Annotated in this window: 14 protein-coding genes and 2 pseudogenes; 2 read left to right on the forward strand and 14 right to left on the reverse strand. The window is 64.3% G+C overall.

Annotation, left to right across the window (positions count from 1 at the left end; all coding sequences use genetic code 11):
* Positions 1 to 14 precede the first annotated feature (14 nt).
* Both QF047_RS11125 and QF047_RS11130 read left to right on the forward strand, forming a co-directional pair.
* Positions 15 to 1034: a LacI family DNA-binding transcriptional regulator gene (locus tag QF047_RS11125; protein ID WP_307276825.1), complete on the forward strand. Its 1020-nt coding sequence runs from the start codon at positions 15 to 17 to the stop codon at positions 1032 to 1034.
* Between the two features lie 724 nt (positions 1035 to 1758).
* Entirely contained in the window at positions 1759 to 3186 is a 1428-nt protein-coding gene (locus QF047_RS11130; protein WP_307276828.1) for an MFS transporter, read from the forward strand.
* Positions 3187 to 3195: 9 nt separating this feature from the next.
* Here the strand turns inward: QF047_RS11130 and QF047_RS11135 are convergent, their stop codons facing one another.
* The 14 genes and pseudogenes from QF047_RS11135 to QF047_RS11195 form a co-directional block, all read right to left on the reverse strand.
* Positions 3196 to 5607 carry a glycoside hydrolase family 2 TIM barrel-domain containing protein gene (locus QF047_RS11135; RefSeq protein ID WP_307276831.1) on the reverse strand — a complete coding sequence of 804 codons (2412 nt, stop codon included), beginning with the start codon at positions 5605 to 5607 and terminating at the stop codon, positions 3196 to 3198.
* A gap of 108 nt (positions 5608 to 5715) precedes the next feature.
* Positions 5716 to 6297 (reverse strand): Gfo/Idh/MocA family oxidoreductase, encoded by a 582-nt coding sequence (locus QF047_RS11140; RefSeq protein ID WP_307276833.1) that lies wholly within the window; start codon positions 6295 to 6297, stop codon positions 5716 to 5718.
* Positions 6287 to 6709 (reverse strand): Gfo/Idh/MocA family protein, encoded by a 423-nt coding sequence (locus QF047_RS11145; protein WP_307276836.1) that lies wholly within the window; start codon positions 6707 to 6709, stop codon positions 6287 to 6289. Before QF047_RS11145 ends, QF047_RS11140 begins: the two co-directional genes overlap by 11 nt.
* Positions 6696 to 7532 carry an ATP-binding cassette domain-containing protein gene (locus QF047_RS11150; protein ID WP_307276839.1) on the reverse strand — a complete coding sequence of 279 codons (837 nt, stop codon included), beginning with the start codon at positions 7530 to 7532 and terminating at the stop codon, positions 6696 to 6698. The genes QF047_RS11145 and QF047_RS11150 overlap by 14 nt, the downstream gene beginning before the upstream one ends.
* Positions 7529 to 9355 carry a dipeptide/oligopeptide/nickel ABC transporter permease/ATP-binding protein gene (locus QF047_RS11155; protein ID WP_307276842.1) on the reverse strand — a complete coding sequence of 609 codons (1827 nt, stop codon included), beginning with the start codon at positions 9353 to 9355 and terminating at the stop codon, positions 7529 to 7531. Before QF047_RS11155 ends, QF047_RS11150 begins: the two co-directional genes overlap by 4 nt.
* On the reverse strand, positions 9352 to 10005 hold the full coding sequence (locus tag QF047_RS11160; protein ID WP_307276845.1) for an ABC transporter permease: 654 nt from the start codon (positions 10003 to 10005) through the stop codon (positions 9352 to 9354). The genes QF047_RS11155 and QF047_RS11160 overlap by 4 nt, the downstream gene beginning before the upstream one ends.
* A gap of 106 nt (positions 10006 to 10111) precedes the next feature.
* A pseudogene (locus QF047_RS22340) lies at positions 10112 to 10294 on the reverse strand (ABC transporter permease); the annotation flags it as partial.
* A 64-nt stretch (positions 10295 to 10358) separates the two neighbouring features.
* Positions 10359 to 11906 carry an ABC transporter substrate-binding protein gene (locus tag QF047_RS11165; protein ID WP_307276848.1) on the reverse strand — a complete coding sequence of 516 codons (1548 nt, stop codon included), beginning with the start codon at positions 11904 to 11906 and terminating at the stop codon, positions 10359 to 10361.
* A gap of 212 nt (positions 11907 to 12118) precedes the next feature.
* Positions 12119 to 12739 (reverse strand): TetR/AcrR family transcriptional regulator, encoded by a 621-nt coding sequence (locus tag QF047_RS11170; protein WP_307276850.1) that lies wholly within the window; start codon positions 12737 to 12739, stop codon positions 12119 to 12121.
* Positions 12740 to 12748: 9 nt separating this feature from the next.
* Complete coding sequence (locus QF047_RS11175; protein ID WP_307276853.1) at positions 12749 to 13501, reverse strand: SDR family oxidoreductase; 753 nt, start codon at positions 13499 to 13501, stop codon at positions 12749 to 12751.
* Positions 13502 to 13567: 66 nt separating this feature from the next.
* Complete coding sequence (locus QF047_RS11180) at positions 13568 to 14518, reverse strand: glycoside hydrolase family 3 C-terminal domain-containing protein (protein ID WP_307276856.1); 951 nt, start codon at positions 14516 to 14518, stop codon at positions 13568 to 13570.
* An 85-nt stretch (positions 14519 to 14603) separates the two neighbouring features.
* Positions 14604 to 15833, reverse strand: a pseudogene (locus QF047_RS11185) (glycoside hydrolase family 3 protein); the annotation flags it as partial.
* A gap of 1261 nt (positions 15834 to 17094) precedes the next feature.
* Positions 17095 to 17394, reverse strand: coding sequence for a transposase (locus tag QF047_RS11190; RefSeq protein WP_373427806.1), 300 nt, complete (start codon positions 17392 to 17394; stop codon positions 17095 to 17097).
* Between the two features lie 215 nt (positions 17395 to 17609).
* The gene (locus QF047_RS11195) at positions 17610 to 18620 is read right to left on the reverse strand and encodes an SDR family NAD(P)-dependent oxidoreductase (RefSeq protein WP_307276863.1); all 1011 of its coding nucleotides are present in this window, start codon (positions 18618 to 18620) and stop codon (positions 17610 to 17612) included.
* Positions 18621 to 18651 lie beyond the last annotated feature (31 nt).

The following is an 18651-nucleotide window of genomic DNA, read 5'->3' on the forward strand; positions in this document are numbered from 1 at the left end:
GCAGAATTGACCGCATGATGCAAAAGATTGGGCGGCTCCTGCCCCGCCTTGAGGATGTGGCGGATCGGGCCGGAGTGTCGCACCAGACCGTGTCGAGAGTGATCAATAATCATCCCAACGTCAGGGCGTCCACGCGGGGAAAGGTCGAGGCTGCCATCGCCGAACTAGGCTACAGGCGCAATACCGCCGCGCGGAGCCTGGTCACCCGTCGTTCCCAGACAATCGGGGTTCTAGGCTGCGAACTCTCGCAGTATGGGCCGGTGAACACGCTGATGGCATTTGAGCATGCTGCCCGTGACGCCGGATATTTTGTCAGTATCGCTGCACTTCGAGAGGTCAGCCGAGAAGCCATCCTCAGCGCGACAGAGCACTTTCTTAGTCAATCCGTTGACGGCATGGTGGTGATTGTGCCCCATTCGGAAACCCTTGCCGCACTAGCAGGTGTAGCGCTCGAAATTCCGGTGGTGGCCTTGGGGACCCGCGGCAATAATGCCGTCAGCGGCTTAATGGTCGATCAAGTACGGGGAGCTGAGCGAGCCGTGACCCATCTCATAGAGCAAGGGCATCGTCGGATCGGACACATTGCGGGCCCGCGGGATTGGATCGACGGCGAAGTCCGGGCACAGGGCTGGAGGACGGCCATGCAGGCCGCTGGCCTACCTGCTGATTTTCTTGTTGAGGGCGGCTGGAGTGCAGACAGTGGTTACGAAATTGGCAAGAAACTTGCTTCCGACCGCACGGTTACAGCGCTGTTCGTGGGAAATGACCAGATGGCACTAGGTCTCCTGCGTGCCTTTGACGAAGCCGGCGTCCGAGTGCCCGAGGACATTTCGGTGGTTGGTTTCGACGATCAGCCCGAGTCCCGGTACTTCACTCCGCCCCTTACAACGGTGCGCCAGGACTTCGAGGAGTTGGGACGGGGCTGTATGGAGGTCATGCTGAGTGCTATTAAGGACGGAAAGGGCCCGAGCAGCATCGTGATCGAACCCGAACTGGTGACCCGAAAGAGCACGTCTGTCCCCGCGTGCCCCTAGGCCACTCCCCTGCCTATGAGCGCTCAACCTGATAAACGGACGCGCAAGGTCTGCTATCCGGGCTTGAGCCACTGTCGTTTCTTGAGTCGGGAGGACTCCGGCCCACCAAAGCGTTTTAATCCTTCGCCCACCATCAAGGGACAATTCTCGTCAGATTTGAAATTCGTGCATTCGCTTCTGATTTCGGTGCTGTGCGAAGGCCTTCGCAGGTTCAACTCACGGGGTAAATCGAGCTGTTCGTACCACCGGTCACCTTGCGGATGAGCAGCAATAACCCTGGAACGGCGGGGACTTTGATGAACGCTATATGGGATTAGGCGGCGGCCGGTGGAGGACCGTCTCCCGATTAGCTCGGAGCAGCGAGGTAGGAGTGTGTAGATGATCGGGTTCGGTGTCGCACACACCCGGCCGTTCCAATCCTCGACGGAATTGTCGCCCGGCTGGAGGAGTAGCCCTCGAATGAAAGGTCGCCCTCGCTTTCGCGCCTCTCGAACCACGTGCCGCGTTCAATTGTTCGAGTCAGCCCGCCCGGCTTCTCATGATCCATCAGGAGCTATGTGGCTGGCCTAATCGAATCGGGCGTCTCGCACGCCTGGGAATGCGAGATGTCTCACCGGTAGCTCAAATAAGCCACACTCGTACCGGCGCCGCCGCGGTTATAGTCTGGAAGCTCGCAGACCTGGCCCCTGTAGAGTCTAAATTAGAATCGTGTTTATAATTTGGCATGGTGAATCGACTTTTATTGGATGGTCCGTCCGCTGGAACCGCTGTGGTGAGCCCTCGCCGTACAGTGGCGGTTCTGGCGTCTGCCGGCATCGTCGTTTCGCTCATGCAGACGCTCGTCATCCCGCTGGTACCGCAGTTCCCGCGCCTGCTGGGGGCTCCGGCCGCCGACACGGCTTGGGTCGTGACGGCGACACTGCTCGCGGCCGCCGTGGCAACCCCCGTCGTGGGACGGCTCGGTGACATGTACGGCAAGCGGCGACTGCTGCTGCTCAGCCTGGTGCTGCTCATGGTGGGTTCTGTGGTCTGCGCGCTCAGCGACTCGCTGGTCCCGATGATCGCCGGACGGGCGCTGCAGGGTCTGGCCTCCGGGGTGATTCCGCTCGGCATCAGCATCATGCGTGACGCCCTGCCTCCCGAGCGCCTCGGCTCTTCGATCGCGCTGATGAGCGCCTCGCTCGGCGTCGGCGGCGCCCTGGGCCTCCCTAGCGCGGCCCTTCTGATCGAGTACACCTCCTGGCATGCGATCTTCTGGGTGGCAGCTGCCCTCGGGGCCGTGATGACGACACTCGTCGCGATCGTCGTGCGCCGCTCGCCCACCCGTACCGGTGGGCGGTTCGACGTGCTCGGAGCCGTGGGTCTGGCCACCGCACTGGTGGCGCTGCTGCTGGCAATCACGCGCGGAGCGGCCTGGGGCTGGGGCAGCCCCCTCACGCTCTCCCTATTCGCGATCGCGGCCTTGGTCCTTGTGTCCTGGGGCTGGTACCAGCTGCGCATAACCCAGCCGCTGGTCGATCTGCGCACCACTGCAAGGCGTCCATTGCTGTTCACAAACTTGGCGTCGATCGCCTTCGGATTCGCGGTTTTCTCTGTCTCGCTCGTGCTCCCTCAGGCCATCCAGCTGCCTACCGCCACCGGGTACGGGCTGGGCCTGTCCCTCCTCGCCGTGGGGCTGATCATGGCACCGCAAGGGCTGGTGATGATGCTGTTCGCGCCGGTATCGGCGCTCATCTCGCGCACCAGGGGCCCGCAGGTGACGGTGATCGTCGGTTCGCTCACCGTCGCGGTCGGTTACGCCGTGGGGGTTGTCTTCCTCGGCAGCGTTCTGGAGATCCTGATCGTCTCGCTGGTGATCGGCGCCGGGGTGGGGATCGCCTACGGCGCGCTGCCGGCCCTGGTGATGAGCGCGACCCCTCTCTCGGAGACCGCGTCGGCGAACAGCCTCAACACCCTCATGCGCGCCCTGGGAACGACGGTCTCCAGCGCCGTTGCGGGCATCGTGATCAGCCAGATGACCACCCAGTTCGGGGGCGTGTCCGTGCCGTCGCAAGAAGCGCTGCGCGTTGTGATGGCACTCGGAAGCGCGGCGGCCATCCTCACGGTCGTGCTGATCTTGTTCGTGCCGAGGAGGGCCGCCGCGACGGTGTAGCCGAGTGAGCTAGATCGTGAACTCGGTGACCGCCCCCTCGGCTCCGCCGTCCGTCACGCGGATGATCGTTGTCGTGGGGTCGGCCCGGAGTATGGCCAGCGCGCGTCCATCGAAGGTCATCGTCGTGCGGCCGGCATACCCACCGGCGGGTGCGGGATCCGCGCTGCCGAAGGCGAGCAGACGGGCTTCCCCCTCCACCTCGATCGTCAGTTCGCGATCGATCCCGATCGATGTGGTGCCCTCGGCATCCGCCAACCGCAGCTCGACGAAGACCAACTGTCGGCCGCGCTCGATCGTGGGCACGACGCCAGTTTCGGAGTGGGCACTGCGCAGGGAGTGACTCCGCGTCGTTCCGTCGATCGTGCTGATCGCGACGAGCTCGCCCGGCTCGAACGGCACCGTGAATCCGGGGCGGAAACGGTTATCGGGGCTCGACACCACCCGGCCGAGCGAACGGCCGTTCAGCACGATCTCCACCTCACCCGCCGGACTGTAGATCTCGATGTCGAGAGGAGTGCCCACGGGCACGTCCCACGCCCAGCTCGAGACGCTGTCACTCCAGGCCCAGGGGCTGGTCAGGGTCTCTCCCGCGTGGCGACCCGGCCGCAACACGGCGATGTAGGGGTCGGCCCGAAGCCCGAAGATCATCTCCCGATAGAACGACAGCGGTCGCCGAGTGCCGAGGAGGTCGATGTCGCCCGACCATGCCGCAATCCACGGATATGGCGCGGTGAGTCCGGACTGGACGCTCTGGTCTCCTGCGGCGATGGACCGACCGAGGCCCACCTCTCCGAGATAGTCCCAGCCCGTCCAGGTGAAGTCGCCGATCACGGTGTCCAGGGCCATCACGAGCGGCCAGGTCTCGTCGATCCGCCCTGGGAAGGTCTCCGATCCCACGATGACGCGGCGGGGGAACAGCTCACGGTCCAACTCGTACCGGCTGTCGCCGTAGTTCATGCCCGCGACGTCGAGGGCCCCCAAGCTCTCCTCGGTCTTCTCCGTCGCCAGGGGCGAGGCGGCTATCGCGTTCATCACGCCGCCGGGCGCGGCCATCATGGTGTTGATGCCTCCTGCCTGCTCGGCGAATCCGCCCGCTCCACCCGCCCCTCCCGTGGCGGATTTCAGATCGAACATGACGGCCAGCAGCGAGTTCACGCCGTTCGTGACGAAGCGGTCGCCGTCCAGCGCGCGCACCTTCTCGGCCAGACGCCGGTTGGTGGCCGCTCCGGCGGGGCTGCCGACCTCCGGGATCTCGTTTCCGATGGAGTAGCCGATGACGCTGGCGTGGTTGAGATCTTTGGCGACCATCGCCTCGATGTCGCGTTCCCACCACTCGGCGAAGCGGAGGGCGTAGTCCGAGGAGGTCTTGGTGGACGCCCACATGTCGAAGGCCTCGTCGATAACGTACATGCCGAGCCTGTCGCAGGCCTGGATCATCGGCACGCTCAGAGGGTTGTGCGACGACCGGATAGCGTTGAACCCCGCCTTCTTGAGGATGCGGATGCGGCGCTCCTCGGCATCGGCGAAGGTCGCTGCGCCGAGGATGCCATTATCGGCGTGGATGCACGCTCCGCGTAGCTTCACGGTGACCCCGTTGACGCGAAGGCCCGAGCGGTGGTCGACGCGTACGGTGCGGATGCCGGTTCGAACCGTGTGGGATTCGATGATGCGCTCGCCCTCCAGGAGGCGCGTCGTCACGGAATAGAGGTTCGGCGATTCCGCGCTCCACAGCTCGGGGTCCTCGACGAAGAGCCGCTGCCGGGCGACTACCGTCTGCCCTGGCTCCGTCGTCACGACGGCCGAGGCGGAGTCGATCACGCGCCCAGTCGCATCCGCGATCTCGACCTCGATCCGCGAGGTGGCGAGGCGGGGAGAGGTCGTTTCAAGGGGGACGACGACCTCCAGCACGGCAAGCGTGGCCTCCTGATCGACGGTGCGCACGGTCGGCCCATCGGCGGCGATGTGCACCTCGTCGCCTGTGAGGAGCCAGACGTCACGGTAGATGCCGGCGCCCGTGTACCAGCGGCTGTCCTCGTGGCTTCGCGCCTCGACCACGATCTCGTTTTCGGCGTCCAGCACCAGGTGCGGGGTGAGGTCGATCTCGAACCCGGAGTATCCGTAGGGACGCTGTCCCGCGAAGGCCCCGTTCACGTAAATCATCGCGTCGCGGTACACGCCCTCGAAGAAAATCGAGAAGCGTCGGTTCTGGGAGGATTCCGGCACGGAGAAGGTCTTGCGGTACTGGAACGCTCCCCCGGCGAAGTAGGCGTTCGAACCCAGGGCCGAGGGCGATCTCTCGGCACCGATGAGCGCATCGTGAGGGAGATCTACCGGAACGTACTGTGCATCGGGAGACAGCTCGTCGAAGGGGCCGACTTTAGGCCGGAAGGCCCATCCCGTGTTAAATGCTTCTTTTCTCACCTGCGACAACTCCGTCCATCACCTGGTGGGCACCACGCCTTCCAGGAAAATCAATTGGTCAGTAAATTTTCGTTCTGCTTGTGGCCGCGGGTTTCCTGATCGTCCCGATCAGGTCGGTTCGCTGACGCGCAGCTCGGCGCGAATGGCGTCGAGTACGTCGAAGACGGCGAGGGTGTCGCGGAAGGGGTGGATCGGCGACTCGAGGTCGCCGGCCGCTAGTGCGGCATTGACGTGCTCGATCATCGGGCCGAAACCGTTGCCCTCGACCGGGGACGCGGTCTCGATACCCTCGACGAAGCTGCCGGGCTCCCCGCCGGAGGCGTGAGTGCGGAAGGTGTGGGTCGCCCAGAACGGTGTGGGGATGGCGATCCAGCCCTTCGTGCCGTTCACCGAAGCGGTCAGTTCGCAGAACTCCACCATCGACGCCGCGAGCTGGGCGTAGCAGCCGTCGGCGAACTCGAGGGTGACGTGCTCGGCGAGATCGACGCCGTCGGCGCGCATTCGCCCTCGTGCGATGATCTCAGTCGGCGCCCCGAAGACGTCGAGGGCGAGGGTGATCGGGTAGATTCCCTGGTCCAGGAGCGTGCTGCCGCCAAGCTCCGCTGACCACCGGCTGCCGACATCCATGGGAAAGGGAATGCCGAAAGAGGCCCGCACGCTGCGCGGGCGGCCGATCGCCTCAGCCCGCACCTGTGCAAGCGCCTTTCGGTAGCTCGGGTTTGAACTTCATCCACATCGCTTCCATCGCGAACAGACCCGCGGAGGCGGCCGCGTCACTGATCTCTTCCACCTCGGCCCGGTTGAGACCGATCGGCTTCTCAACGACGATGGGCTTTCCCGCTCCCAGTGCGCGGAGCGCCAGTGCGCGATGCGTCCCGTGAGGCGTTCCGATGTGCACGACGTCGACGTCGGGATCGTCCAGGAGCGCGTCGACACTGGCGTAGGCCCGTTCGACTGCGCATTCCGCGGCGAACGCGGCACCCCGGGAAGCGCTTCGCGAAGCGACTGCAAGCCGCCTCGATCCCGTCGCTGAGGTGAGGTCAGCGGCGAAGTTCCGACTGATCTCGCCGGTGCCGATCAGGCCCCATCTAACTGGACGCACGTTGGAGCTCCTTGAGCGCCGCCCGGTCTCGGCGGCGCTGCGCTTGCGCATCGGGGTTTGCGACCGGCGCCGCAAGGAGGAGGCTCTTCGTGTAGTCATGGTCGGGCTGCGAGGTGACCTTGGCAGCGTCGCCGATCTCCACGATGTCGCCGTGATAGGCGACCGCGACGCGGTGACTGACGTGTCGCACGACGGCGAGGTCGTGCGAGATGAAGAGGTAGGCAACACCCGTCTCGCGCTGGATGTCGATGAACAGGTCGAGCACGCGTGCCTGCGTGGACAAGTCGAGCGCCGAGACCGGCTCGTCGCAGACGATCAGCCGCGGCTCCACGGTGAGTGCACGCGCTATGGCAACCCGCTGACGCTGGCCACCACTGAACTCGCGGGGTAAACGCTGCGAGGCGTTTGACGGAAGACCGACCTGGTCGAGCAGGGTCCGCACCCGTTCGCGCGCGGCGCCGCGGGCCTGGCCGTGCGCGATCAGCGGCTCGGCCAAGATGTCGCCGATCGTCATCGAAGGATTGAGCGAGGTGTATGGGTCCTGGAACACCACCTGGATGTCCGCCGACGATGAACGCCTCATGGCCGGGGTCGAGTTGGTGATGTCTCGGCCGTCGAAGCGGATCGTGCCCCCGGAGGGCCGCACGAGGCCGAGGATGGCGCGCCCGATGGTCGTCTTGCCCGATCCGGACTCGCCGACGAGTCCGAGTGTCTCGCCGGCCGCGACGTCGAAGGAGACGCCGTGCAGCACTTCGTTGGCCGGGCGACGGAAGCCGCGCCCGGGATAGGCAACTCGCAGTCCGTCCACTTCGAGTAGCGTCATCGGATTGTCCTCTCCGGCATGGCGGTCGTGATGGTCAGGGGTGGGTCGTTGCGCACGTGGCCCTCGTCGAGGATCGAGCTCAACAGCATTTTGGTGTAGGGATGCTGCGGATCCTGGAATACCTCGCGCACGGTTCCTGTCTCGACGACCTCGCCCGACCGCATGACGACCAGCCGATCGCAGAGGTCGGCGACGACGCCGAAGTTGTGGGTGACCAGCAGCACGCCCATGCCTAGCTCGGACTGCAAGTCGCGCAGCAGGTCGAGGATCTCGGCCTGCACGGTGACATCCAGCGCGGTCGTGGGCTCGTCGGCAATGAGGAGCTTGGGCCTGCCGGCCACGGCACCCGCGATCAGCGCCCGCTGCGCCATGCCGCCGGAGACTTCATGCGGGTAGGCCATGAAGACACGCTCGGGGTCGATGATCCCGACTCGGCCGAGCAGCTCGAGGATGCGGACTTTCGCGTCGCGACGGGAGAGCCCGGACGACGCGCGAAGGCCCTCGACGAGCTGGGCGCCGATGCGGGAGGAGGGGTCGAGATTGCTCATCGGCTCCTGCGGGACGTAGGCGATGGTGCCGCCGCGGAGCGCACGGAACTGTGGCTGGCTGAGCTCCGTCACGTCCCGGCCCTCGATCAGCACCCGTCCGCCGACGATGATCGCTTCGCGGGGCAGTACGCCGAGCGCAGCGAACGCCGATTGGGTCTTCCCCGAACCGGACTCACCGACCAGGCCGACGATCTCACCGGGCTCTACAGTCAGACTGACATTCCGCACGACCTCGGTGACCTCGCCGGCCGCGTCCGGATAGCCGATGGCAAGACTGTCGATTTCCAGGAGCGTGGTCGGCGAGGTGACGATCGCTTTCGCGGCGCCGGCCCTCACCGCCGCGATGCGGGGATGGGACCGGTGCTTCTTCGACGGCGTTCGCGTCTTGCGCGAGCCCTCCAGGGCGTCGCGCAGTGAATTGCCGAGGAGCACGAGGCAGGCGGTGATCAGACCTAGCATGAGGCTCGGCCAGAGCAGCTGCAGCGGGTGGGTGTACAGGTTGACGAACGCTTCGGCGATCATGGCGCCGAAGCTGGGAACCGAGTTCGAGCCGAGGCCCAGGAAGGCCAGGCCCGCCTGCGCGCCGATTGCGGCGTTGGCCATGAAGGCCGCAGCGATGATGATCGGGCCTCGCACCACGAACAGCACGTGCCGTCCCAGGATGCGAAGGTTCGACAGCCCGGAGACCCGCGCCGCATCCACGAACAGTTCGTTCTTCACGGCGACGACCTGGTTGCGCACGATGCGGTAAATCGTGGGCGAGAGCAGGATGCCGAACAGCAGCATCGTGGCGCGGAAGTCCGCCTTCGTCACCGGAATCAGGATGATCAGGACGAGCAGTCCCGGGAACGCCATCAGCAGGTTGAAAATCCAGTCGGTAGCGCCCCGCACGCGGCGGCCGAGGTAGCCGCCGATGAGGCCGGCGGTCACGCCGATGAGCAGGGCCACACCCGTGCCGATCAGGGCGGAGAGCATGCTCGTGTTGATGGAGTGGAGGAGCCGGGAGAGGATGTCGCGGCCGCTGCCGTCGGCGCCGAGCGGATGCCCTGGGGTGCCGAGGGGGGCGTTGATCAGCTGGAGCGAGGCGGCGTTCGGCGAGTAGGGCGAGATCAGGCTCGCTAAAACGCCGGCCATGATGATGATGATCAGCAGCACACCCGCGGCGACGGCCTGATGGTCCCGCAGGAGCTTTCCGAGCGGGGACTGCCGAACCGGCGGCAGCTTCTGGGCCATGGCGACGGAAACGGTGTCGGGAGGCGCTTCGTGCGTGGTCAAAAGCTTCTCGCTTTCGGATTAAGCCATCCGGCGGCCAGGTCGACGAGGAGGTTCACTCCGACGACGAGCAGAACGGCGAACAAGGTGATGCCCATGATCACGGGGATGTCGGATTGGATGGACGAGGTGAAGGAGAAGATGCCGTAACCGGGAAGGGCGAACACCTTTTCGATGATGAGGGCACCGCCGAGCATCGCGATGAATTCCAGCGATAGTACGGTAAGCGCCGGCCCCGAGGCGTTGCGCAGAGCGTGCTTGAGCACGATTGAGCGGGTGGAGATGCCCCGGGTCGTGAGTGTGCGGACGTAGTCCTTGCGGAGTTCGTCCAGCATCGATCCGCGGACCTGGGAGGCGATGTTCGCAACACCGCTCAGGCTGAGGACGATCACGGGCAGGGTGATCGAGGCCGCCCAGCGGACGGGATTGGAGGCGAAAGGTACGAACCCCGTCGCGGGCAACAGTTTGAGTTGGACGGAGAAGACCACCACGAGGAGGATCGCCACCAGCAGGGCGGGGAGCACTAGGCCGACGAGCGACACCAATTGCACCACCCGGTCCACCACTCCACCGCGTATGGCGGCGGTGACGCCGAGCACGACGCTGACCACGGCGACGAGCAACAACGCCACCAACACGACAGACAGGGTCACAGCGAGGCGGCTCGCGACGGCGGGGCCGACTAGTTCGCTGGTGGGCGTAGGAGCGACCGAAGTCAAGCTGGAAGACCCCGCCGAGCCAATCTGCGTACTGCACGACGAGCGGACGATCGAAGCCCAGGAGCTTTCCGCGTTCCACCATCGCCTCTGGGGTCGCCCCCGTACCGAGCAGGTTACGGAGCACCGCCTCCTGCGACAAGCTCAGAAGGGCGAAGACAATCGCCGTGACGACGAAGGCCAGGATCAGCCCGGCCCCAACCCGACGAAGAATGTAGATGATCATAGGATCTCCGTACGTCGGAGCCCGGTGATTCCGGACCCCGACGTCGTGGAACGTTTCGGAGTCATTACTCGCTCACACCGAAGTTGCGGACAGAAAGATTGGTGTTCGACCCGTTGCCGAGGTACGTGATATCAGGGGTGGTCGCCCAAGTGACTCCTGCGTAGAACAGGGGTAGTGTGAGCGCGTTCTCGGTCGCGTAGCGGACCACATCCTGGTACGCCGCGCCCGAGCCCGTCTCGTCCACGACGGTTGAGGCCTTCGCGATCAGCGCGGCCAGCTCCGGATCCTCCGGGGCGAACGGATTGAGGTAACCGCCGTTGCCGTAGTAGTCGAAGGTGTCGCGCGCCGGGAGGTTCAGGTTGCGGATGAAGAACGCCGCTGGGAACTTCTTCGAGGCCAGCGCCGTGGCAGCCTCCTGCGCTGGGACGGGCTGCCAGGTGAGGGTGATCCCGATCTGCGCCATCGCCTGCGTCACCAGCGGCTCGAGCTGCTGGGACAAGAACGTGCTCGGCAGCGTCAGTGCGAAGCCGTCAGGGTAACCGGCTTCGGCAAGAAGTGCCTTGGCCCCCTCGATGTCGAAGGTGTAGGTATCGTCAAGGCTCTCAACGAACGCTCCGCTCTTCGGGTTCACGAACTGCTGGGTGGCGCTGCCGCGCCCCCGCAGCACGTTGGTAACGAATCCGTCGCGGTCGAAGGCCATGTTCATGGCCCGACGCACGCGAACGTCGGCGAGTGCGGGTGCCACTTCCCCGTTGCGGTCCATGAGCAGGATGCTGGCCAGGGAGTTGGCGTCGACCTTGGAAAGCTTGAACTGCGGGTTGTTCGCCAGCGCCTGCGCCTGGTCGGGCTGCACCATTCCGGCGTTGATCTCCCCGGCCTGCAGCGCATTGAACGCGGCTGTGGAATCGGCGATCACGCGGACCGTCACAGTCGAGAACGGGTAGGCGTCGGCGTTCCAGTAGTCGTCGCGACGCTTGAGCACGTAGGTCGAACCGTCGGTCGTCGCTGCGGCGTCGAGTTCGTACGCCCCCGAGCCCACTGGGCGCAGGGCGCTGTTCTCGTCGTCGATGGTTTCGGGGTCGCCGATGACTCCGATGGCCGTACCCAAGCTCGGGAGGAATGCGCCGTCGGGCTGCGAGAACTGCACCACGACGGTCGTGTCGTCCGCAGCCTCGACGGAGGACACGGAGGCGAACTGACCCTGATGCAGGCCCGGCATCGACTTGGTGCGCTCGAAGGTCTTGACCACCGCGTCAGCGGTGACAGGGTCACCGGAACTGAAGGTCATGTCGTCGCGGAGGTTCAGCGTCAGGGTGAGTCCGTCAGTGGAATACTCCCAGCTCTCCGCCGCGTTAGGCTGCAGCGTCCCATCATTGTCGATGTAGACAAGGGTGTCGTAGACGCTCTGCCACACGTACGCCGACTGTCCGTCGTCCAGCAGCGACGGATCAAGGCTCGGGAAGGTGCCGAGCACGGACAGCTTGATCGTGGCATCGGACTCGGAGGGGCCCGTCCCGTCCGACGAGCAGGCCGAGGTGGCGATGACTGCGAAGAGGGCGGCGACAGCCGCCGCCGCTCTGATCACAGTGAACCGGGTACGGTTCGAATGCATAACAACTCCTTTGTTGGTGCGGGGCACGGGGCTCGTCGAGGTGTGTTCAGGAGCTACGTGTTGACTTCCTAAATTATGAACGTGTAACTATATTCACGCAACTCGAATCGCGATTCGACTTTGGGAAAGTTTTCGGGTGCGACGAATCAGCGCGCCGAGCGGGGCTCGAACGGTGTCGATTCAGCCGGAAGTGCCGTCAGGCGACCCCGGGTTCAGCCCAGGTCGCCCTCAATGATCGACGACAGGAAGATGCGGACGCCCTGCTCGATGTCAACGGCCCCCGGGTTGTACAGCCACTGCAGCTGGAGCCCGTCCTGAACCGCCATGTAGAGATTGGAAAGCTGCTCGGGTTCGGCGTCGATCTTGAGTCGACCCTCCGCCTGGGCATCCTCGAACGCTCTGGTCAAGTATTCGCGGAAGTCGTCCAGGCGCTTCGCGAAAAAGTCATGCGCTGGATGATCGGCACTCGTCGCTTCGGCGGAGATGATCGTGTGTAGCTGGATGATTCCCGGCTGCGCCGTGTTCTCGTGCAGAACACGGGCCTGCGCCGCCAGGACGTCCCGTCGGGGCACCGCCATGATCACGCCGGCTGCATCGTCGTAGCGGCGGCGCAGCACCGCGTCGAGGAGCGCAGCCTTCGTCGGGAAGTGGTGGAGCAGGCCGGTATGCGAGATGCCAGCCCGCGCCGCCACATCCTTCATGGTCGTGCCGCGGAACCCGAACTGCGCGAAAACCTCGAGACACGCGTCGAGAATCCCTGCCCGAACGGCGTCGGATTTCGCGTACGGACCACGTGGGCGCCGTTGACGGGGGCCATCGTCGGTTTGTGTCACGAGGCGATCCTATCCCGCTTCGGCCGGCTGTCTGTGGGCCAGGCCCGCGCTCTCCCCGCCGTCTGCGATGAATTCGGCTCCCGTGGAAAAGGACGAATCGTCGCTGGCAAGAAACAGGATCAGCTTGCCGAGCTCCTCCATCTCACCCAGTCGGTGCAGGGCGACGTGGTCCTGAGGGAATTCCATTCCCGCCAACATCGGCGTACGGATGAGGCCGGGGTGCACGGTGTTGACGCGCACGTTGTAGCGGCCGAGATCAAGCGCGGCGCTCTTTGTAAGCCCACGCAGCCCGAACTTCGAGGCGTTGTACCCCGTGATCGCTTCGTATCCCTGCAGGCCTGCGTCGGAGGAGATGTTGATGATGGATCCGCGACCGGACCGCTTCAGCTCCTCCACTGCCGCGCGCATGCCGAAGAAGGACCCGGTGAGATTGACATCGATGACGATCTTCCAATCCTCGATCGTGTGCTCGTCGAAGCGGGCGCTCTTGACGAGTCCGGCGTTGTTGATGAGCACGTCCAGACGCCCGAACGAACTCACAGCTGTCTGCACGGCGCTCTCCCACTCCGCGTATTCCCTCACGTCGAGGTGCACGAAGACGCAGTCTTCGCCGAGCTCCTCGGCGAACATCATGCCCTCGTGGTCGAGGAGGTCGCCAATGACGACCTTGGCCCCTTCCTCGACCAGTGCGCGGGCGAACGCGGCTCCCATTCCCCGTGCTCCGCCACTGATCAGCGCGACCTTGCCGCTTACTCGTCCCAAGATGTTCTCCTATTGATCGTTTGGAATGGCCCCAGCCGTCCGCGGGCGATGCGGTGACCCTGCGGATCAAACGCTTTCGATGCGCTCGCCCCTGAGCTCCACTAAACGCTGGAGCAGCATCTCACCGAGCTGCGGGAAGGGCAGCTTCGAGGCCGCCATCGGCAGGATGGTGCGCAGCGGCATCGGCAGGACGAGCGGGAGGGTCTCGTCATCCCACTCGCCCGATCCTCGGGTGGCGAACTGCGCCATGATCTCTTTGAGGGCGATGGCACCGTCGGTGTCGGAGAACCACTCTCCCATCGCGGAGTCGAGGGTCAGCGTGGCGGCCGGCTCCGTGCTGGGCAGCTCGACGGCGACTTGCCCGCGGATGTCCCTCGACGACGCCGCAACCTGGATCATGTACTCACCGCCCGCGTGCACCCACGCACGGTGCTGAGAGTTCCAATAGTCGAAGTCGGTTAACGGGATCGTCGCCGTGACGACACCGCTCCGGCCCGCCTTGAGCGCGATCTTCTCGAAGCCGATGAGTTCGTGCACGGGGCGATCCTCCCCGGAAACGGGCGGAACCGAGTAGAACTGCACCACCTCGGCACCGTCCCGCTCTCCTGTGTTCGTGACGCGCACTGTCACCGTCAGTTCATCGACGCCGAGGACGACGGCGATGTCGTCGTACGCGAACGACGTGTAGGACAGGCCGTGGCCGAATGGGAAGGCGACATCGCGGCCGACGGTGTCGAAGTGCCGGTAGCCGACGTAGATGCGCTCTCCGTAGAGGACCTTTTCGCCGTTGCCGGGGAAGTTGTGGAACGCTGACCCGTCGGCCAGGGTGTGCGGGATGCTCTCAGCAAGCTTGCCCGAGGGGTTGCTCTCCCCGAAAAGGAGCGCCGCGGCGGCACTTCCCGCGGCCTGGCCGCCCAGCCACATCTCCAGGATCGCCGCCGTGCCGCCCGCCCATGGGTCCACCGTCACCATGCCTCCGTTTGAGAGCACTACCACCACGCGGTTGCTCACCGCCATCAGCCGTTCGAGCAAAGCGAGCTGGTCGGCGGGGGAGGTCAACGCTCGTGCGGTCGAAGGCCTCCGACTCGTCTTCTGGTGGCAGGCCCAGGAAGACGACAACGTCTGACGCCGAAGCGGCGGCGGCGACGGCCCTCTCGACCAGCTCCGGGTCCGGCTGCGCGTCGAGCCGGAAGCCCTGCTCGAACACCACGGTGCGCTGACCCGTTCGCTCCCGGATGGCGTCCAGCGCAGAATCCAGCTGTGTGGGCACGATGTGGCTACTGCCGGCACCCTGATAGCGCGGCGTGCGGGCGAACTCGCCGATGACGGCGACGGTGCCCGGCGTTTCCGTCGACAGTGGGAGGACCCCGTCGTTGGAAAGCAGGACGGCCGACTGTTCGGCTATCCGGCGGGCGAGCTCGTGGTGGGCCTGGGCGTCCAGGGGCGGGGCGTCATGATTGGCGACGGCCCCCAGAGCGAGTTCGACCACCCGCGAGGCCGCCCGGTCAAGAACGGCCTCGTCGAGTCGGCCGCCGCGGACCGCGTTGATCAGGTTGGCCGATCCGGCCCCGGTGCCCGGCATGTCCAGGTCGAGACCGGCCTCGACGGCCGCGACGATGTCAGAGGCCGCCGCACCCCAATCCGACACGACTGCGCCCTGATACCCCCACTCCTCACGGAGGATCTCCGTTAGCAGCCAGCGGTTCGAGATCACAGGCACTCCGTTGACGGCGTTGTAGGAGGCCATGACCGTCGCGGGTGAGGACTTCTCGATGAGCCGCTGGAACGCACGCAGGTAGATCTCGCGCAGCGTGCGCTCGTCGACATCCGCGCTGATGCTCATCCGGTTGGTCTCCTGGTCGTTCGCTACATAGTGCTTGACCGACGCCCCAACCCCATGCGTTTTCAAGCCCGTGACCCAGGCCGCTCCGAGCTCGCCCGAGAGCAGGGGATCCTCGGAGAAGTACTCGAAGTTGCGCCCGCACAGAGGACTGCGTTTGATGTTCACCCCCGGTCCGAGGAGCACATCGACACCCAGTGCCCGCGCCTCGATCCCGAGCGCGGCACCCATGCTCGAGAGCAGCTCGCGGTCCCACGAGCTCGCCGAGGCCGAGGCCGTCGGGAACGCCGTCGAGGGCTCGGCCGCATTGATTCCGAGGTGATCTGCGCCATTGGCCTGGCGCCGCACCCCGTGCGGCCCGTCCGAAAGGGTGACCGCGGGGATGCCGGCCTCTTCAACTCCCGTGGTGCCCCAGAATTCGAACCCAGAGACAAGTGACGCCTTCTGATCTAACGTGAGGTTCGTGACGAGGGGATGGACGACGTTGTTCATTGAATTCCTCTATTTCGTGCGGCAAGTGTCTACAGGGCGACGCATCTCAGCGTCCGACGATCACCAAGAGTCCTTGCGACAGCAGTCTAAATACTAAACACGACACTAATTTAGAAACTGCCCGATCTCAACCCGCGATCTCGGATAGGCCGCCCTTGCCATCCGGCGCCTGCGATCGGGACAGGTGACGTGGCGGCACCTCTTCGCGGCACGTCGCGGCCGCGGTGTGATCCAGCCAAGACTCTCGAGCTGCATAGATCCTGGTGCGGGAGCATTAAGAGCGGCGTGGGTTCGAGCCGTCGGCTTCCTTTCCGGTACAAGGTTTCACACAACTTAATCGTTCGACCGGATTGTGTCCTTAATTACAGCGTCGGAGCGCGTCATCCGTTCGGTTCACCAACGCGGTCGACGCGGCAGTCTGACTGCTTGACTTTCCATCGCGGAATCGAGCGCACCAGCGCCGGCCTGCTTCCCAAGGCGAATACGATGGCGGCCAGGAATTAGCGAGGCGAAGTCAGACACGTACATGGTGCGCTCTGACTTGCGCGGGTGCTTCGCGAAGCGATGATCTACAACCGAGCTCAACGCGCTCGTGCAGGCTGCGCATGCCGGCACCGGACGCACTCGGCAGAGTCCGACAAGCATGGAGATACCCGTAAGACGGCGGTCCTACGTGCATCTATTTACCACTCTGAGACGGAGTGCCCGCTGGAGGATCGTCAAACGAACACCAGGGGGACATTTAAGTGCCGCGAAAAGCAGGCCACCTATTGCTGCGATTCACAGCTGGTTCCTCCCGACGCCCAGAACAGTGTCTCGAAAAGCGTTCGTCAAACGCGACTATGCACTGCACCCACTTCTGCTGTCCATGGTTGGGGTCAATTGGGGTTATCCACGGCTGGAATTGGGAGCCGGTGGGGTAGCTCCTTGGTCGCCGTAGCGGTGGATAACCCTACTGAATTGTCCGTGGGCAGCCGAGACTGAAGTGCTGCAATTGTTTTGAAGGAAGCAAAACGCGCGGCCGCGCTATCCCAATTGAGGACGGCCCGCGGCCGTCCGTTGATCTCATCAGCGGCGAAGCGGACTTCAGCCTGTTCTAGCATGCTGAGATCCGCACCCTTACGGAAGTACTGGCGGAGCAGTGGAGTGATCCCCGAAAGCTGGACCTTGAATTGAACATTAAGCGGTAGCGAGGGTTTGGGCGAGGTACTAGTCGGGCGCTGAGGTAGCCCAGTCTTTGTTGGATGCGGGTGGTGTTCCATCAGCGCAGGTACTCGCTCAGCCCGGTGTGGAACTGCTCGAGGGTGCTGGGTTGCTGGATCCGGAACCATTCCTCTTTGAGGTGACTGAAAAACCCTTCCATGGCGGCGTTATCCAGGCAAGTGCCCTTGCGAGACATCGATTGAGTCAGTCCGGCTCCGCGTAGCGTGTCTTGCCAGAGCGTGTGTCGGTATTGGAATCCCTGATCGGAGTGGACAAGGGGTTTCTCGTTGGGAGCGAGGTTGCTGATCGCGGCGCGGAGGCCGTCGGTGACCATTTTGACGCTCGCCCTCCTCGACAGCCTGCAACTTCAGTGGCTGTACGACGACGGCCGTCGACGTGATTCAGGTTGTCGACGGCTGTCTCGCGGGCGTGCTCACGCATGACGCACTGCGGCGCATGCAGGGCGTCCGGACAGAGATGCTCTCCAATGGCGTGGTTCTGAGGAGCGATTCCTCATCGCCGGAATTAAGCGATCCCCAGGTGGCTGTACGGTGAGGTGCCGCCGGCACCGGCTTAGAACTCCCGGTTCCGGGCAATTGACACATAGTCCCTCAGCAGTCCCGCGGGCACAGCCCTCCTGAGTTCCTCCATTGTCCAGGCCTCACCCTCTTTGCGGATCTGGCTGGTGTGAGCAGGTTCGGAGTAAAGGGCAATATCGCCACCACCAGTGATGGAAAAAACTGCCCCACTGATATTTGAGGCTTCCACGGAAGCTAGGTAGGCGAGAAATGTCAGGTTCTCTGCCGGACCGTGTGCAGCTTCGGAAGCCTTCATACGGTCCTCATCAACTACAATTTCGGCTCCCTTTTGCTCCAGTGCTGTCCGCAACGTGGCCTTGAAACTGAGATGCCCGGGCGATTCCGCCTGGGGGCAAAACGCGTTGACGGTGATTCCTGCGGGAAAGAGCTCTTTCGCGGTCGACTTTGTCAGTGCCACGAGCCCGGCGTTCGCGGCCGCATAGGCACTAAGGGATGCAATGCCCGTCCAGGCATCAGATGCCGTGTTGAGAATGCGCCCATAGCCCTGGTTGATCATGTGGGGAACAGCGTGCTTCATGCAGTTGAACGCGCCAGTGAGCTTGGCATCGACTTGGTAACTCCAGTCCTCACGTGTCAGCTCCTGAAAAGGCCCAAACCCCAAGCCGGCCGCGTTGTTGACCAGTATGTCGATCCGGCCGAAGGAGTCGACTGCGGTTTGAATCAGCTGTCCACTGCTGTCCCAGTCGAGAATGTCGGCGTAGCAGGCCACTGCTTCGCCACCGGCATTTACGATCTCCTGGGCGGTGCTCTCCGCATCACCTGACAGTTTGTTGAGTCTGTCGCTTTCAGTCTCGTTGTAGGAAAGTGCTGAACCGCCCAACGCCACTGCGCGGAATTCCGACACCGGCCGGGATTTACCCTTTGGTTTCCTGTTGTTGGTAACAACCCTTGCGCCCTGTTTGGCCAGCAGCAGCGCAATCCCGCGCCCAACCCCTTGCCCCGAGCCGGTTACTACTGCAACCTTGCCTTCCAGCAGTCGCTTCATAGTGTCTCCCCGTAAATCCTTCGTAAATTGT

It is taken from the genome of Arthrobacter sp. W4I7 (assembly GCF_030816215.1).
Lineage (GTDB): Bacteria > Actinomycetota > Actinomycetes > Actinomycetales > Micrococcaceae > Arthrobacter > Arthrobacter siccitolerans_A.

Coding starts and splice junctions, on each gene's coding strand:
- QF047_RS11195 (WP_307276863.1), bottom strand. CDS start 18,620: ATGAAGCGACTGCTGGAAGGCAAGGTTGCAGTAGTAACCGGCTCGGGG.
- QF047_RS11125 (WP_307276825.1), top strand. CDS start 15: ATGATGCAAAAGATTGGGCGGCTCCTGCCCCGCCTTGAGGATGTGGCG.
- QF047_RS11150 (WP_307276839.1), bottom strand. CDS start 7,532: ATGACGCTACTCGAAGTGGACGGACTGCGAGTTGCCTATCCCGGGCGC.
- QF047_RS11165 (WP_307276848.1), bottom strand. CDS start 11,906: ATGCATTCGAACCGTACCCGGTTCACTGTGATCAGAGCGGCGGCGGCT.
- QF047_RS11180 (WP_307276856.1), bottom strand. CDS start 14,518: ATGGCGGTGAGCAACCGCGTGGTGGTAGTGCTCTCAAACGGAGGCATG.
- QF047_RS11130 (WP_307276828.1), top strand. CDS start 1,759: ATGGTGAATCGACTTTTATTGGATGGTCCGTCCGCTGGAACCGCTGTG.